Source organism: Brachybacterium squillarum M-6-3 (genome assembly GCF_000225825.1).
GTDB lineage: Bacteria > Actinomycetota > Actinomycetes > Actinomycetales > Dermabacteraceae > Brachybacterium > Brachybacterium squillarum.
In genome coordinates this window covers 237,314-252,531 of the sequence record NZ_AGBX01000001.1, presented here as the reverse complement: position 1 = coordinate 252,531, position 15,218 = coordinate 237,314, and the positions used below count along the sequence as shown (strand labels likewise).

Annotated in this window: 15 protein-coding genes and 1 tRNA gene; 7 read left to right on the top strand and 9 right to left on the bottom strand. The window is 73.8% G+C overall.

Going from position 1 to position 15,218, the window contains the following annotated elements; genetic code table 11:
- Positions 1 to 85: 85 nt before the first annotated feature.
- Positions 86 to 2,062: an Ig-like domain-containing protein gene (locus OM98_RS01265; protein WP_029362617.1), complete on the top strand. Its 1,977-nt coding sequence runs from the start codon at positions 86 to 88 to the stop codon at positions 2,060 to 2,062.
- A 37-nt stretch (positions 2,063 to 2,099) separates the two neighbouring features.
- On the opposite strand, the gene OM98_RS01260 is transcribed toward OM98_RS01265, so the two are convergent.
- The 8 genes from OM98_RS01260 to OM98_RS01225 form a co-directional block, all read right to left on the bottom strand.
- A complete protein-coding gene (locus OM98_RS01260) occupies positions 2,100 to 2,696 on the bottom strand; it encodes a LytR C-terminal domain-containing protein (RefSeq protein WP_010532743.1) in 597 nt (198 codons plus the stop codon).
- A 10-nt stretch (positions 2,697 to 2,706) separates the two neighbouring features.
- Positions 2,707 to 4,116 carry a beta-N-acetylhexosaminidase gene (locus tag OM98_RS01255; protein ID WP_010532742.1) on the bottom strand — a complete coding sequence of 470 codons (1,410 nt, stop codon included), beginning with the start codon at positions 4,114 to 4,116 and terminating at the stop codon, positions 2,707 to 2,709.
- Positions 4,117 to 4,415: 299 nt separating this feature from the next.
- Entirely contained in the window at positions 4,416 to 5,489 is a 1,074-nt protein-coding gene (locus tag OM98_RS01250) for a C40 family peptidase (RefSeq protein ID WP_010532741.1), read from the bottom strand.
- 512 nt (positions 5,490 to 6,001) lie between these two features.
- A complete protein-coding gene (locus OM98_RS01245) occupies positions 6,002 to 6,421 on the bottom strand; it encodes a chloride channel protein (protein WP_010532740.1) in 420 nt (139 codons plus the stop codon).
- Between the two features lie 203 nt (positions 6,422 to 6,624).
- Positions 6,625 to 6,981 (bottom strand): potassium channel family protein, encoded by a 357-nt coding sequence (locus OM98_RS14635; protein WP_010532739.1) that lies wholly within the window; start codon positions 6,979 to 6,981, stop codon positions 6,625 to 6,627.
- A 177-nt stretch (positions 6,982 to 7,158) separates the two neighbouring features.
- Positions 7,159 to 7,232 (bottom strand) — tRNA-Pro (locus OM98_RS01235).
- Positions 7,233 to 7,262: 30 nt separating this feature from the next.
- A complete protein-coding gene (locus OM98_RS01230) occupies positions 7,263 to 8,231 on the bottom strand; it encodes a metallophosphoesterase (protein ID WP_010532738.1) in 969 nt (322 codons plus the stop codon).
- A gap of 2 nt (positions 8,232 to 8,233) precedes the next feature.
- Positions 8,234 to 10,705 carry a penicillin-binding protein gene (locus tag OM98_RS01225; RefSeq protein ID WP_010532737.1) on the bottom strand — a complete coding sequence of 824 codons (2,472 nt, stop codon included), beginning with the start codon at positions 10,703 to 10,705 and terminating at the stop codon, positions 8,234 to 8,236.
- Positions 10,706 to 11,009: 304 nt separating this feature from the next.
- Between OM98_RS01225 and OM98_RS01220 the strand changes: the two genes are divergently transcribed.
- The 4 genes from OM98_RS01220 to OM98_RS01210 all read left to right on the top strand — a co-directional run bounded on the left by OM98_RS01220 (position 11,010) and on the right by OM98_RS01210 (position 12,864).
- Positions 11,010 to 11,315 carry a WhiB family transcriptional regulator gene (locus OM98_RS01220; protein WP_010532736.1) on the top strand — a complete coding sequence of 102 codons (306 nt, stop codon included), beginning with the start codon at positions 11,010 to 11,012 and terminating at the stop codon, positions 11,313 to 11,315.
- A 61-nt stretch (positions 11,316 to 11,376) separates the two neighbouring features.
- Complete coding sequence (gene sp36, locus OM98_RS14930; protein ID WP_083837658.1) at positions 11,377 to 11,547, top strand: Sp36 family protein; 171 nt, start codon at positions 11,377 to 11,379, stop codon at positions 11,545 to 11,547.
- A gap of 4 nt (positions 11,548 to 11,551) precedes the next feature.
- Entirely contained in the window at positions 11,552 to 12,040 is a 489-nt protein-coding gene (locus OM98_RS01215; RefSeq protein WP_010532734.1) for a RidA family protein, read from the top strand.
- Positions 12,041 to 12,042: 2 nt separating this feature from the next.
- Entirely contained in the window at positions 12,043 to 12,864 is an 822-nt protein-coding gene (locus OM98_RS01210) for an MBL fold metallo-hydrolase (RefSeq protein ID WP_010532733.1), read from the top strand.
- Between the two features lie 94 nt (positions 12,865 to 12,958).
- On the opposite strand, the gene OM98_RS01205 is transcribed toward OM98_RS01210, so the two are convergent.
- Complete coding sequence (locus OM98_RS01205; protein ID WP_010532732.1) at positions 12,959 to 13,636, bottom strand: Crp/Fnr family transcriptional regulator; 678 nt, start codon at positions 13,634 to 13,636, stop codon at positions 12,959 to 12,961.
- A gap of 155 nt (positions 13,637 to 13,791) precedes the next feature.
- Between OM98_RS01205 and OM98_RS01200 the strand changes: the two genes are divergently transcribed.
- Complete coding sequence (locus OM98_RS01200; protein WP_010532731.1) at positions 13,792 to 14,466, top strand: endonuclease III domain-containing protein; 675 nt, start codon at positions 13,792 to 13,794, stop codon at positions 14,464 to 14,466.
- The gene (locus OM98_RS01195) at positions 14,463 to 15,149 is read left to right on the top strand and encodes an NUDIX hydrolase (RefSeq protein ID WP_010532730.1); all 687 of its coding nucleotides are present in this window, start codon (positions 14,463 to 14,465) and stop codon (positions 15,147 to 15,149) included. The genes OM98_RS01200 and OM98_RS01195 overlap by 4 nt, the downstream gene beginning before the upstream one ends.
- The last annotated feature ends 69 nt before the right edge of the window (positions 15,150 to 15,218 follow it).

Below are 15,218 nucleotides of genomic sequence, written 5' to 3'. Positions count from 1 at the left end.
CGCCCATGCTAGGCACGGGATGCGGCCCGCGGGGCCGATGCGTGGGGGCCGCTGCCCGCGAGGGCCTGCTTGCTACCCTGGGCCGGTGCCCGTGACCTCGACGTCCTCCCTCCCGCGCCCCGCGCGACGGCGGGGGCTGCGGGGCGCGCTCCTCGCCCTCGTCGCGGGTGGTCTGCTCGTGCTGCCGTGGCTGGCGGCCCCGGCCCTGGCCCTCGGCGAGAACGGCACCTTCGAGCTGCCCCTGGAGACGGAGACGGTCTCCCTGCTCCCCTCGGCGACCACCACGCTGCCGCTGGCGGCCCTGGTCCGCGACGGCCAGCAGGCCGAGCTGGACCTCTCCAGCGCCCGGCTGCGGATCCCCGAGGAGCTCTCCGCCGCCGACGCGGAGCTGATGCAGCTGGAGAGCGACGGGCGCAGCCTCACGGTGGACGGCGAGGGCACCTGGTCGGTCTTCGACGACGAGCTCGTCTTCACCCCTGAGTCCGGCACCGGGGAGGCGAGCCTGCCGATCGCCCTCACCCTGCTCAGCGTGCACGAGACCCGGTCCCAGCCGGTCACGCTCACGCCCGAGACGCTCGAGCTCGGCGAGGTGGAGGTGCGGGCCTCCTCCGGGGTCGACGTGGAGGTGCCGCTCGCGGACGACGTCCCCGAGGGCGGCACGGTCCGCCTCGGGCTGGACGGACTGCCCGCCGGCTCCTCGCTCACGGAGGACGGCAGCCGCCTGGTGGTGCCCGATCAGGGCACCTGGCAGCTGGACCCGACGGGGGAGACCCTCACCTACGGCCCCACCTCCACGGACCTCGGCCTGCAGGTCGACCCGGTGCGCTACGAGGTCCGCGACGAGGAGGGCGCCGCCATCTCCGCCGGCCGGGTGCTGCTCAGCGTGCCCATCATCGACGACGTCGACCGGGCCGCGCCCTACGGTGAGGACATCGAGTTCACGGTCGGCGAGCACCAGCAGTTCGTCGACCTGGACACCCTGGCGCTCGAGGTGCCCGAGGGCGTCGAGGGCGCCGTCGTGGACGACGGCGGCACCCGGGTGACCGTGCCCGGGCAGGGCGAGTGGAACCTCGACCGCAGCGACGGCACCGTCCGCTTCTCCCCGGAGGGCAACACGGTCACCGCCGCGTCCGCGATGGGGGTGACAGGCGCCGACGAGGACGGCAACCGCGCCGACCCCGGCCTGATGCATCCCGCCTACCCGATCCTGGTGGACAGGGTGGGCTCGACCGGCCCGGCAGGCACCGTCGTCATCGATCTGGCGCCCGGCATGGAGGCGGTCACCCCGGACTCGCTGCAACTCGTCGCGGGCGAGGCCGGCGAGGCCGCGACCGTCTCCGAGGACGGCCGCCGGGTGGAGGTCGAGGGGCAGGGGGTCTGGGAGCTCGAGATCACCGCCCAGTCGCAGCTGGTCACCTTCGACGCCGAGGACGACTTCCTCGGGCAGGCGGCTCCGATAGCTCTGCAGGGCCGGGGGCTCTACGCCGACCACGAGGTGGAGGCCACGCTCGGGGCCACCGTCTCCCCGGTGGTGCCCACCGCCCGCGACGACGAGGCCCGGACCGGCCCCCAGCAGGGCATCACCGTGGACGTGCTGCGCAACGACACCGCGGGCAGCACCTCGCAGCCGCTGGACACCGACACCGTGCAGCTGCGCTCCCTGGCCGCCTCCAACCTCCCCGAGCTCAGCGAGGGAACGGGCACCCGCCTGGTGATCCCCGGCGAGGGCACCTACACGGTGGGGGAGAGCGGCGCGGTGACCTTCGTGCCGACCGCCGGCTTCACGGGCCGCACCACCCCCGTCGAGTACCTGGTCCGCGACGACGAGGGCGTGCCGGTCTCGGCCGAGCTGGTGATCGAGGTGGACGAGTCCGCGGTGCCGGCCGCCGAGACGGGGGCGGACCCGGGCGGCATCAACACCCTGCTGTCCGGGATCCTGCCCAGCTCGCCGACCACCTCGCTGATGTTCGGCACCATCGTGCTGCTGCTCGTGGTGGGCGGGGGCGCCTCCCTCGCCATCGGCATCCGGATCGAGCTGGAGAAGCACCGCTGGGACAACTGATCCCGGCCGGGTGATCCCGACCGGACGCCCCCGGGGCTCAGCAGCCCTCGGGCACCGCCACCTCCGTCGCCAGGGTCTCGGCGGCCACCTCGGGCTCGACCAGGCCGTCGTAGCCGTCGCCGAGCAGCAGGTCCACCTCGGTGCCCTCGCGGTCGTCGAGGCGGAGCTGCCCCTCTCCGACCTGGGCCAGCACCGACTGCGCGGCCAGGTAGCCCTCGGGGCCGTGGACGATCACGGCGGCCCCGGAGGCGTTGCGGGTGTTGCCCGCGTCCCCGGTGCCGTAGCCGCGCTCGGCGAGCTCCTCGGTGGTGCGGCCGGCCAGTCCGCTGGTGCCGGTGCCGTTGAGCACCGTGACCGTGACGTCCTCGGGCGCGGCCGGGACGGCACCCGGCTCGGGGCAGGTGACCTCGGGCGCGACGGCGCCGAAGTTCTTCTCCGCGATCTGCCCGGGATCCGTGGCGGGGCTGCGCAGCTCGCCGATCGCATAGGCGCCGATGCCGATCAGCACGATCGCGAGCGCGGAGAACACCACCAGCTGGGTGATGCGCAGACGGCGGGTGCGGCCCCGACGCAGCCGGGAGCGCCGGACGTCGTCGGCGGAACGGCCGTAGGGATGGGAGCGGCGGGAGGGCATCGGCAGGCGCTCAGTCCAGCGGCCGGTACCGCAGGCCGAAGGCGTCCAGGCGGGGGAGATGGCCGGCCAGGCGCTCGCGGAACTCCTCGAAGGACTGCGTGGGAGAGCCCCATGCGCGCTCGGCGACGGCGCACAGCCGCGGGAAGGCCATGTACTGGGCCGCGGCGGCGGTGGGCATGTACTCGGTCCACAGCTGGGCCTGCACGCCGAGGATCAGGGAGCGCTGGGACTCGTCGAGGTCCGCCGGCAGCAGCTCCGCCGTGTACACGTCCTCCAGGGTGGTGAGGCCGCCGATGGCGAGGGGCTCGTCCGCCCCCGTGGCCTGGTAGTGGTCCAGGTAGAGGTGGTCCGAGGTGGACACGATGGTGCGGAAGCCGCGGGAGGTGGCCTCCTCGACGCCCGCGTCCTCGCGCCAGTTCATCACCACCACGTCGTCGGGCGGGTGGGTCTCGAGCACCTCGTCCCAGGCGATGGCCCGGCGGCCGTGCTCGGCGAGCACCTCGGCGGCGAAGCGGGTGACGTAGCCGCGCAGCTCGGAGATGCGGGTCAGGCCCCACTCGTTGACCCGGTTGCGGGCCTGGGTGGACTGCTCCCACTCCGTCAGCGGCACCTCGTCGCCGCCGATGTGGACGTAGGGGGCCGGGAAGATGTCGCAGACCTGGCCCAGGACGTCCCGCAGGAACATGAAGACCTCGTCGTTCAGGCCCAGCACGTGGTCGGAGATCCCCCAGACCTCGCGGACGCCGAGCTGCCGTTCGGGCACGGTGCCGAGCTGCGGGTAGGAGGCGATGGCGGCCTGCATGTGGCCGGGCAGGTCGATCTCCGGCACGATCATCACACCGCGGGTGCGGGCGTACTCGACCAGGTCCCGCAGCTCCTGCTGGGTGTAGGAGCCGCCGTGGCGGACGCCGTCGAACTCCCAGCCCTCCTCCTCGCCGCGCATGGGGCCGATCAGGGTCTGCTCCCGCCAGGCGCCGACCTCGGTCAGGCGCGGGTAGCCCTTGATCTCGACGCGCCAGCCCTGGTCGTCGGTGAGGTGCAGGTGGAGCACGTTCAGGCGGTGCAGCGCCATCGCGTCGATGAAGGACTCGATGTCCTCGAGGGGGAGGAAGTGGCGGGCGACGTCCAGGTGCAGGCCGCGCCAGGCGAAGGCGGGACGGTCGGAGATGGTCACGCAGGGGATGGCGCTGCCGGCGCCGGTGACGATCTGGGCGAAGGTGTTGCGGCCGTCGGCCAGGGCGGCCTCGGAGCCGGCGGTGAGCGCCGCCCCACGCGGCGAGATCGACAGGGTGTACTCGGCCAGGGGCAGCTCGTCGGACAGGCCCACGGTGAGCCCCTCCCAGGGCTCCGCGGTGTCCCAGGTCCCCTCGGACCAGATGACGGACCGGGGGAGGGGGACGAGGGCGATGGGGTCCGGCATGTCGGCTCCTGGGGCGGCGGTGGCGATCAGGGTCGGCGCGCCGGGCCGGCGGTGGACCGGGGCGCCCTGGCATCCAGTCTGCCACGCGGGAGCGGCCCTGTCGGGCGGTGACCAGGACCGACCCCGGACCGTGACGTCCGGCGCGGGGCGCCGGGCGGGAGGGGCCCGGACGCACCGGAGCCCGGTCGGCGTGGCCGACCGGGCTCCGTCACGACTCCTGCTCCTTCCCGGTGACGCCGTCGCGTCGAGCAGGACGCCGTGGTCGAGGTGGTCCGTGGACCTCCGCGGCGATCAGGCGATCAGCGGTAGGTGACGAACACGTGCGGCGAGTTCCAGATCGACCGCTCGACGACGCGGCCGCGCGAGCCGGAGGCGTCGATGATCTTCCCGTTGCCGATGTAGATCCCCATGTGACCGTAGTCGTCGTCGGTGAAGGCGACGAGGTCGCCGACCTTCGCCTGCGAGGCGGGGATGATGGCGCCGTTGAAGGTGTAGCCCTTCGCGGTGCGACGCGGGACGTCCAGGCCGGCCTTGTTGTAGGCGTAGTAGACGAGGCCCGAGCAGTCCATCCCGGAGAGGGTGGAGCCGCCCCACTTGTAGCGGGTGCCCAGGGCGCCGCGGGCCGCGTTGACGATCGCCGAGCCGCTCACGGAGGAGCTGCTGCCGCGGCCGCTGCCGCGGTCGGCGGTGGTGCCGGAGATGCGGACGGTGGAGTCCAGGGCCTTCCAGGTGTTCGGGCCCACGACGCCGTCCACCGAGATGCCCGCGGCGGACTGGAGCGAGCGCACGGCGGAGCGGGTGGAGGAGCCGAAGACGCCGTCCACGGCCAGCGAGGCGCCGGACTCGTTGAGGCCCTGCTGCAGGGTGCGCACGGCGCTGCCGCGGCTGCCGTAGCGGAGCTTCGGCTGCGAGGAGGAGCTGGAGGACGAGGAGGAGCCGGAGGAGGACCCGAGGGCACTCCAGGTGTTGGGCCCGACCACGCCGTCGACCTTCAGACCCTTCGAGGACTGGAAGGACTTCACGGCCCGCAGGGTCTTGGGGCCGAAGACCCCGTCCGCGGAGATCGAGGCGCCGTGGCTGCGCAGGGAGTTCTGCAGGCTCTTCACGGCGGAGCCGCGAGCGCCGTAGCGCAGCTTGACGTTGGTGTAGGTGGCGGCCGGCGCCAGGGTGCTGCCGAGGGCGGCGCCCTGGACGGCGGCGGCCGGGATGGCCGGGGCTGCGGCCGCGGCGGGGCTCACGGTGCCGACGGCCGGGGTGGCGGGCGCCGCGGAGGCCGAGGCCTGCAGGGTGCCGGTGGCGGTCACGGCGCCGAGGACGGCGACGCCGCCCACGGTGCGACCGACGGGGCCCACGAGGCCCTTGTAGTCGATCACGGCGGGTCCCGCTGCACGGTGCGTGCGTCGAGCGGTGGGACGGAACATCAGGAAGGGTCGCTTTCTCTGTCGCCACGCACCGTCGCGGTCGGGAAGCGACACCCGTCCGCTCTGCTGCGCCCGCCGCCCAGGACCATCGAGGAAGGACCGGGAGCGGCGGCGGGGCGATCTCCCGGACGGCACCGGGGAAGCGGCGCCTCGGCCACTGTAGGCGGGCGTTCCCAGGCTCTCCCCAGGGCCTTTGCGTGCCGCGAGCCGTTCCTTTGCCAAGATTTTGTCAAAGTGGCCGAAAATCGCCGTGTCGTGTGATGCGTGCGCCGAAAACCTGTGGTAGTTACACGCTTGTCATTCAGGGTGCGTTCAGGGTCGGTCGGTCCCGCGGGATGTCCGTGACATGGGGAAACGGCCGGAACGTCCGCTTCGACCGGGATGCGAGGTCCGCGGCGCGACGGGGCGTCGACCGCCCTACCACACCGCGGTGCGGCGGTCCCGGTGCACCAGGTCGCGGGGCGTCAGGACCCGGGGCTCCCCGCGTCCTCGTCGTGGGCCGCCGGCAGCGGGACGGTCCGCAGCAGCACCATCCCCAGCGCGAGCCCCACCAGCAGCGGTCCCAGGTCCACGCCCGGGAACATCAGCACGCAGATCAGGAGCACCGCCAGCGGCTTGGCCAGCGCCACGGCGGCCGCCGCCGCCAGCCCCGCCACCAGCGCCGCGGAGACGTCCAGGCCCGGCACCAGTGCCGCGGCGGCCCCGCCGGCGGCGGCCCCCGCGAAGACGATGGGGAAGAACTCGCCGCCGCGCCAGCCGGAGCTGAGGGCCAGGGCCAGGGCCACGGCCTTCAGCGCCCCCAGCGCCAGCAGGGCGATCCAGGACCCGGAGGCGGCCAGCTCGGCCACGTCGTGCATCCCGTGGTGCCCGGAGAAGCGCAGCATCGACCACGCCGATCAGTCCGGCCTCCGGGCCGATCGGGCCGCCGGAGCCGACCGCGATCATCGCGGAGGCGGTGAGCACCAGCACCAGCGCCACGGCGGCCGCGGCCCCGGCGATCGCGCCCCAGGCCAGGGCGATCCCCAGCACCCGGGGGTTGCGCTCCTCCGTGTCCATCAGCGGGCCCATTGAGCCCTCCTCCCCGTGCTCATCCCTGCACCCCCGGGAAGCGCCGCCGCAGCTGCATGCTGAGGGCCGAGCCCAGGGCGCCCACGAAGTTCAGGTCGAAGACCGCCAGCAGGGTGGTCAGCAGCCGGGCGGCCTGGCCGACCGGGTGGATGTCGCCGTAGCCGATGGTCGCCATCGTGACGACGGTGACGTAGAGCGCATCGGTGCGGGTGCCGATGCCGACGAACTGGTCCGGCACCTGGGCCCCCAGCAGGTACACGGTGACCGAGGAGGCCACCACCAGGCCCGCCCCGACCACGCTGCTGGCCAGGGCACGCCACCACAGGGTGCGGTCGGCGTCCAGCGGCAGCAGGTAGGAGGCGAGGACGGTGATCACGATGGTGCCCAGGCTCAGCCGCCAGCGGCCGAAGCGCTCGGCGGAGAAGACGGGGGCGGGGGGCCGGACGCGGCGGTCATCCGCTCAGGGCCGTCGGCGGGAACGAGGGGATGCGCGAAGGACCCGCGCCGTGCGGCGCGGGTCCTTCGCGGTGCGGTGCCCGCAGGCACCGGAGGGTCGGGGTGACAGGATTTGAACCTGCGACCTCCTCGTCCCGAACGAGGCGCGCTACCAAGCTGCGCCACACCCCGGTGGGATCGACCCGGGCATGCCCGGGCGCGTCACCGATCATGAAGCCTAGCAGGGGTTCCGGCCCCCTCGCCCACCCGCTCCGAGCCCCGGGGGCGCAACGTGAGCAAGGTCGCCTCGGGCGGTGTGAACAGCCGGTAGTTCGAGTACGGGCTCGCGCCCATCCCTGCGCTGACGTGCAGGGGCACACCGTCCCAGGAGGACAGGCCGCGCGCCTGCCGACGGGGCAGGTCGCAGTTGGTGACCAGCGCCCCGATGCCCGGCAGGCGGAGCTGCCCGCCGTGCGTGTGCCCGGCCAGCACCATCTCCGCCCCGTCGCCCACGAGGGAGTCCAGGACCCGTCGGTAGGGCGCGTGGGCGACGCCCAGGCGCAGCACGCGGCCGTGCTCCGGGTCCTGCTCCGGGCGGGGGGCCGGGAGCTCGTCGCGCTCCAGGTGCGGGTCGTCGACCCCGGCCAGGCGCACCTGCAGCCCGGGCAGCTCGATCACGTCCCGGGTGTTGGTGAGGTCCTTCCAGCCGAAGGCCGACAGCCGGGCGGCCAGCTCCTCGGTGGGCAGGTCGATGTCGGTGCGGGCGGTCATGCCCTCCGGACGCGCGTCCGGCAGGAAGTAGCGCAGCGGGTTCTTCGGCCGCGGCGCGAACAGGTCGTTGGAGCCCATCACGAAGGCGCCGGGGCGGCGCAGCAGCGGCTCGATGGCCTCGGCCAGCACCGGGACCGCCGCGGCGGCGGCGATGTTGTCCCCGGTGTCGATCACCAGGTGCGGGCTGAGGGTGGCCAGGTGGCGCAGGAAGTGGAGCTTGCGCTCCTGGTCCGGCACCAGGTGGATGTCGCTGATGTGCAGCAGCCGCACCGGCTTGGCGCCCGCCGGCAGCACGTGCACGGTCTCCTCGCGCAGCGTGTAGCGGTGGATCTCCACGTGCCGCGCCCACACGTGGGTTGCGGCCACGGCGCCCAGTCCCGTCGCCGCGGTGATCGCCGCGGCCGTCCTCACGGAGCCCATGCTCAGCCCTGCTCCTCACGCACGCGGAGGGTGACGGTCTCACCCTCGTCCAGGCGGGTGCCCGCCCCGGGGGAGGTGCCGGTGACGATGAGCCCCTCGGCGCTCGGGTCGGCGGCGTCGGAGTCCACGGAGGTCTCGTAGCCGGCGGCGCTCAGCAGCGCCTCGGCCTCGGTGATCGTCATGTCGGCGACCTCGGGGACGGTGCCCTGGTCGACCTCGTCGGCGGCATCGCTGGTGCCACCGGGGGCCGCGGGGAAGGACTCGTCCGGCAGGCCCTCGTGGACCCGGCTCATGTACTCCTGCCAGGTGGGCAGCGAGACCGTGTTGCCCCAGACCTTGCCGCTGGTCAGGGTCTCCCCGTCGACGGAGAAGCCGCCGGGGCGGATGTTCGCGTTGGGGTGGCCGAACCAGACGGCGGTGGACATCTGGCGGGTGAAGCCGACGTACCAGGTGTGGAACTGCGAGCCGGAGGTGCCGGTCTTGCCGCCGGCCGTGTGGCCCTCGACGACCATGCCCTTGCCGGTGGCGCGGGGGTCCTCGAGGTCCTGCTGCAGCACCCAGGCCATGGTGTCGGCGGTCTCCTTGTCCATCGCCTGCTCGCACTCGGCGCCGCCCACGCCCATGTCCTCGCCGTCGCGGTCGGTGACCGCGGTGATGGCCTGCGGCTCGCAGTAGGTGCCCTCCGCCGCGTAGGTGGCGTAGGCCGTGGCCATGTCCAGGGCGGAGATCCGCAGCTCACCGAGGACCACCGTCGCCGGCGCCAGCTCGGTGCCGTAGATGTCCTCGATCGGGTCCTCCCAGGTGGACTGGTCGTAGGGGTTGTAGGTCGCCGGGACCACGCCGATCTCGCGGGCGCCCTCGGCGATGTTGCACAGGTCCAGCTGGCGGGCCATGTTCGCGTAGGCCGTGTTCACGGAGAACTTGGTCGCGTTCAGCACCGTCTCCATCGCGCTGAGCTCCACGGAGACCGCGTTGTCGGGGTTGTAGCCGCCGGACTCGTACCAGCGGCCGCGGGACAGGCACTGCGCCGGGAAGGTCGTCATGGTCTGCCGGGCCGTCGCCACGGTGTCGTAGATCGAGCGGTCGTTCTCCAGCCACTCCTGCAGCACGAAGGGCTTGAAGGTGGAGCCGACCGGGAAGCCGCTGCCGCCGCCGAGGGCCTGCGGGACGTTGTAGTTGATCGCGGTCTCGCCCGGGTCGACGTCCTCGTAGGGGTTGTAGGTGCGGTTCTCCGCCATCACCAGGATCTCGCCGGTGCCCGGCTCGACGGTGACGATGGAGTGCCCGAAGCCGCTCTGCGAGGTGGCGGGCACCCGGCGCTCGAGGATCTCCTCGGCCGCGGCCTGCTTCTCCGGGTCCAGGGTGGTCTTGATGGTCAGGCCGCCGCCGTACAGCAGCTTGCTGCGGTCCTCGTAGGTGTCCCCGAAGTCCGGGTCGTTCAGCAGGGAGCGGGTGACGTAGTCGCAGAAGAAGCCGCTGCCCTCGGCGGTGACGCAGCCGGCTTGCACGGTCTGGATGTCCAGCATGTCCTCGACCGGCTGCTCGCTGTACTCGTCGTACTCCTCCTGGGTGATGTACCCCTGACCGAGCATATCGGCCAGCACTTCGTTGCGGCGCTGCTCGCCGGCCTCGGGATGGTCCACGGGGTCGTACTGGTTGGGGCCGTTGGTGATGCCCGCCAACAGGGCCGCCTCGCCGGGGTTCAGGTCGGCGGCGTCCTTGTTGAAGTAGTGCTTGGCACCGGTCTGCACCCCGTACTGGGAGGGGCCGAACTGGGCGACGTTGAGGTAGGCGTTGAGGATCTCGTCCTTGGTCCAGGTCTTCTCCAGCGAGATCGCCAGCTTCGCCTCGCGCAGCTTGCGCCCGTAGGTCTGCTCGGTGGCGGCGACCCGGGCCTCGTCGTCGTTGCGCTGCACCGCGTCCATCAGCAGCGCGTTCTTCACGTACTGCTGGGTGAGGGTGGAGCCGCCCTGGGTGGAGCCCCCGGCCGCGTTGGAGGCGAAGGCGCGGGCCATGCCTCGGGCGTCCACGCCGCCGTGCTCGTAGAAGCGGCGGTCCTCCACCGCGATCACGGCGTGCTGCATGTTCGGGGAGATCTCCTCGAGCGGCACCATGATCCGGTTCTGCGAGTAGAAGGTCGCCAGCAGGGTGCCGTCGGCCGCTTCGATGCGGCTGGCCTCGTTGAGGGGCTCGACCTCGAGCTCGGTGGGGTAGGACTCGAACAGCTCGACGCCGTCCTCGGCGACCGCGGAGGTGGCGGAGACCGCCGGCAGCAGGAAGGCCGCCATCAGCATGCCGGCCAGGGCCGACACGGCGAGGATGCCCAGCAGCAGGTAGACGGTCTGGGCCAGGGCGACCGGCAGCGAGCGCGATCCCGCGGCGGCGGTGCCGCTCCCGCCCGTGCCCACGGGGCGCATCGAGCCGTCGTCGCCCGGGGTGTCGGCGCCGGAGGGGGAGGACGTGGAGCTGGCCATGCTCCCACAGTACGGGGCACCCGGCGGATCGCAGTATCAGGCATGCCGCCTGGGTGGAATCTTCACGAGACCTCACCGCTGCCCGGGTGTCCGCCGGGAGAACCCGGGGAGCCGTGCCCGGTGTCCGGGGTCGCACCGCGGGCACTGGTGGCACAGGTCACGGGCGACGGTCCCAGATATCCCGGGGCCGCCCGGGGTCGGCCCGGCGGCGGCAGCCCGTTCCGGGCGGTTTTGCGTGGTGGCCTGCGTCTCCTACAGTGAGCGCCAGGAACGAGTCGAGGATGATTCGCGAGAAGGGGGACCCATGACCATCGGGACCACCGTCGGGGAGACGACGGACCAGAGCTGGGCCGCCCGCGGCGCCTGCGCCGGGATGGACCCGGACGAGTTCTTCGTCCAGGGCACCGAGCAGCATCAGATCAAGACCGCCTGCGGAGCCTGCCCCGTGCGCACCGAGTGCCTGGCCGACGCCCTGGACAACCGCATCGACTTCGGGGTGTGGGGAGGCATGACCGAGCGGGAGCGCCGCCGGCTGCTGCGCCGCCACCCCGACGTGCGCGACTGGGCGGCCCTGCTGCGCCGGGTCGAGGCGGAGGCCGTCGGCGGCTGAGCCGTCCGGCCGGGGGGTGCAGGGCCCCCGGCCGGGCGCCCTCGGCCGGTAGGCTCGGGACATGAGCACTGTGACCCGCTGGGAGTACCTGACCGTCCCGCTGCTGATCCACGCGACCAAGCAGATCCTCGACAACTACGGCGAGGAGGGCTGGGAGCTGGTGCAGGTCGTGCCCGGCCCCAATCCCGAGAACCTGGTGGCCTACCTCAAGCGCCCCGTGGCCGAGGGCTGAGCCGATGACCGCCGACACCGCCGGGGCCCGCATCCGCACCCGCCTGCGGGAGCTGGGTCACGAGCTGCCACCCGTGGCCGCCCCCGTCGCGGCCTACGTCCCGGCCGTGAGCAGCGGCTCCCAGGTGTTCACCTCGGGCCAGCTGCCCTTCGTGGACGGCGCCCTGCCGCTGACCGGCAAGGTCGGCGCGGAGGTCGCCCCGGAGCGCGCCGCCGAGCTCGCCGCCACCTGCTGCCTCAACGCCCTCGCCGCGGTCGAGGACGTGCTGGGCAGCCTGGACCGTGTGGCCCGCGTCGTGAAGCTCACCGGCTACGTCGCCTCCGCCCCGGACTTCACCGGCCAGCCCGGCGTGATCAACGGGGCCAGCGAGCTGCTCGGCGAGGTCTTCGGCCGCGTCGGCGTGCACGCCCGCAGCGCCGTCGGCGTGGCCGTGCTGCCCCTGGACTCCCCGGTGGAGCTCGACCTGGTGGTCGAGGTCTCCGAGCGGATCTGAGCGTGGGCGAGGAGGAGTCCGAGCGTCAGGAGGGCGCCCCGGCGGTCGTCCTGACCCGCGTGTGCGCCGCGAACCCCTCGGCGATGACCCTGAGCGGCACCAACTCGTACCTGCTGCACGACGACGACCAGGTCTGGGTGGTCGACCCCGGTCCCAAGGACCCCGAGCACCTCGCGGACCTGCTGATCGCCGCGGGCGAGGGCATCCGACCGATGGGCGTGCTGGTCACCCATCGCCACGAGGACCACACCGCCGGTGCCGCCACCCTGGCGCGGCGCCTGGCCGCCCGCAGCGGCCGCGAGGTGCCCCTCTGGGCCGCCGACCAGGACGCCGTGCCCGGCTCCCGGCCGCTGCCGGCCGCATTGGTGGGGGAGAACGGCGTCGTCGCGCACGTGATCCACCTGCCCGGGCACACCGCCGACTCGGCCGGGCTGCTGCTCGAGGGCGGGCGCCTGCTCAGCGGCGACACCCTGCTGGGCGGCTCCCCGACCGTGATCGTCCCCGACCACGGCGGCAGCATCGCCGAGTACCTGCAATCCCTCGCGATCCTGCGGGCGATGGCGATCGATGGGCGGATCGCGTCGATCCACCCCGGCCACGGCGAGCCGATCGAGGACCCGCTCGCGGTGATCGAGGCGCTGGAGGCCGCGATCCAGCACCGGCGCGACCGCGTGGAGCAGGTGCGCCGTGCCCGGCACGCCGGGGTGCTCACCCTGGATCGGCTGCAGCGCGCGATCTACGGCCCCGAGCTCGACCCGGCCCTGGCCCAGGCAGCGCGCTGGAACCTCCGCGCCGCCCTGGACCACCTCTCCGCCGAGCACTGAGCCGAGCACTGCGCCGCCCCCGCCACGGCACGAGCAACGGCCCGGGACCCCGTCGCGCGGCGGGATCCCGGGCCGTTCCCGGGTGCGGGGGTGCTCAGCGGGCGCGGCGGCGCAGCCGCTCCACGTCCACGATCAGCACGGCGCGGGCCTCCAGGCGGATCCAGCCGCGGGAAGCGAAGTCCGCCAGGGCCTTGTTCACGGTCTCGCGGGAGGCGCCGACCAGCTGAGCCAGCTCCTCCTGGGTGAGGCCGTGGGCCACCATCACGCCGTCGTCGGTCTGACGGCCGAAGCGCTGGGCGAGGTCGAGCACGTTCTTGGCGACGCGGCCGGGCACGTCGGCGAAGACCAGGTCCGCGAGGGACTCGTTGGTCTTGCGCAGCCGTCGGGCCAGCGAGGCCAGCAGGTGGCGGGCCACCTCCGGACGCTGGGCGAGGACCCGGTAGAGGTCCTGCTGGGTGAGGGAGTACAGGGTGGTCTCCGCGACCACGGTGGCGGTCGCGTTGCGCGGCGCCGGGTCGAACAGGGAGAGCTCACCGAGGGTCTCGCCCGGGCCGAGCACCGCCAGCAGGTTCTCGCGGCCGTCGCCCGAGGCGTGGCCGACCTTCACCTTGCCCTGGCCGATGATGAACAGGCGGTCGCCGGGATCGCCCTCGCGGAAGACGATCGCGCTGCGGTGGTAGTCCTCCTGCTTCATCGACGCCAGCACGGCCTGCTTGCCGTCCTCGTCGAGAGCGGCGAACAGCGGCGACGACCGTACGATGTTCTCGTCCACGGAACCTCCTGAAGGGTGGGGCCCCGGGGGAGAACCGGGACCGGATGTCGTGCTCATGGTGACCGCGACCCCTCGGTGGTCGTTGTCACATGATGGTCAGAGCCTATCGCGCCCGCCGCGCGATCACCCGCAAGCGCCCCGAAGGAGTCCGCTCGATGCCCGTTCCTCACGAGTCGGCCGCGGCGCCCGTGCCCGCGGATGCCCGCGTCGTGGCCGCGGGGCTGGAGGGGCTGTACCCCGGGGCCGCCACCGAGCTGGAGCACCGCGACGCCTTCGAGCTGCTGGTCGCCACCGTGCTCTCCGCCCAGACCACCGACGTGCGCGTCAATGCCCTCACCCCGGAGCTGTTCGCCGCCTGGCCCGATGCCGCCGCGCTGGCCGGGGCGGAGCAGGAGGACCTCGCCCGGCTGCTGCGCCCGCTCGGCATGGGCGCCACCCGTGCCGAGCGGGTGCGGGGGCTCGCCGCCGCCCTGCTGCGCGACCACGACGGGGCCGTACCCGACGACCAGGCCGCCCTCGAGGCCCTGCCCGGGGTGGGCCGCAAGACCGCCCACGTGGTGCGCGGCGTCTGGTTCGGCCATCCGCTGCTCGCGGTCGACACCCACGTGGGCCGCCTGGCCCGACGCCTGGGCTGGACCACCGCGAGCGACCCGCGCCGCATCGAGGAGGACGTGCTCGAGCGCTGCCGCGAGGACGGCGCCGGAGCGGACGTCACCGGCCTGGGCCTGCGACTGATCCTGCACGGCCGCCGCGTCTGCACCGCCCGCGCCCCCCGCTGCGGCGACTGCGCCCTGGCCGCGGACTGCCCGCGGATCGGCCTCGCCGCATGATCGCCCCTGCCGACGGGCACGGCCCCACCCCCTCCTACCTGTGCCCCCTCGCCGCCCGCGCCGCCGACGGCCGCGACGTGCTGCTGGACCGCGGGCTGGACCGCCGCCCCGACGTCGACGGTCCGGTGCGGCGCAGCGCCGTCCTCGTGCTGGTCGCGGGCCACGAGCTGGACGGGGCGGCGCTCGCCCTCGAGGAGCGCGGCCACGGGCTGCGCTCCCAGCCCGGACAGTTCTCCCTGCCCGGCGGCGGGGTGGAGCCCGCCGATGCCGACCTGGCCGCCACCGCGGTGCGGGAGGCCCGCGAGGAGACCGGACTGGACCCCGCCGCGGTGCGGGTGCTGGGGCCCTTCGCCCCCATCGCGATGCCCTGGCGCTCCCAGCAGGTCACCCCCGTGCTGGCCTGGGCGCCCCGCGTCCCCGAGCTCGGACCCACCGCCACCGGGGAGGTGGAGCGGGTGGTCTGGGCGCCGCTGGTCGGGCCCGGCTCCCTCACCGACCCCGCCCACCACGCCCGTGGGCTGTACGGCGGCCGGGAGGTCGGACCGGTCTTCGACCTGCCCGGCGACGCCTTCGTCTGGGGCTTCACCGCGATGATCCTGGAGCAGGTGCTCACCGGCCTGGGCCTGCCGCCGGTGGCCGCCGACGCCCCGGTCCGGGGGATCCCGGCCGAGCGGCGACGCTGAGGGCGAACCGGACCGCGCGGGACGGGGATGCGCAGGACGCGCGCAGGCGGGGCGCGGTAGACTGGACCG

What these genes read in the sequence shown, in the direction of transcription:
- sp36 (WP_083837658.1), top strand. Translation starts at nt 11,377, where the DNA reads ATGAGCACTGTGACCCGCTGGGAGTACCTGACCGTCCCGCTGCTGATC.
- OM98_RS01225 (WP_010532737.1), bottom strand. Translation starts at nt 10,705, where the DNA reads ATGGCCAGCTCCACGTCCTCCCCCTCCGGCGCCGACACCCCGGGCGAC.
- OM98_RS01215 (WP_010532734.1), top strand. Translation starts at nt 11,552, where the DNA reads ATGACCGCCGACACCGCCGGGGCCCGCATCCGCACCCGCCTGCGGGAG.
- OM98_RS01260 (WP_010532743.1), bottom strand. Translation starts at nt 2,696, where the DNA reads ATGCCCTCCCGCCGCTCCCATCCCTACGGCCGTTCCGCCGACGACGTC.
- OM98_RS01195 (WP_010532730.1), top strand. Translation starts at nt 14,463, where the DNA reads ATGATCGCCCCTGCCGACGGGCACGGCCCCACCCCCTCCTACCTGTGC.
- OM98_RS01255 (WP_010532742.1), bottom strand. Translation starts at nt 4,116, where the DNA reads ATGCCGGACCCCATCGCCCTCGTCCCCCTCCCCCGGTCCGTCATCTGG.
- OM98_RS01220 (WP_010532736.1), top strand. Translation starts at nt 11,010, where the DNA reads ATGACCATCGGGACCACCGTCGGGGAGACGACGGACCAGAGCTGGGCC.
- OM98_RS01230 (WP_010532738.1), bottom strand. Translation starts at nt 8,231, where the DNA reads ATGGGCTCCGTGAGGACGGCCGCGGCGATCACCGCGGCGACGGGACTG.
- OM98_RS01200 (WP_010532731.1), top strand. Translation starts at nt 13,792, where the DNA reads ATGCCCGTTCCTCACGAGTCGGCCGCGGCGCCCGTGCCCGCGGATGCC.
- OM98_RS01245 (WP_010532740.1), bottom strand. Translation starts at nt 6,421, where the DNA reads ATGCTGCGCTTCTCCGGGCACCACGGGATGCACGACGTGGCCGAGCTG.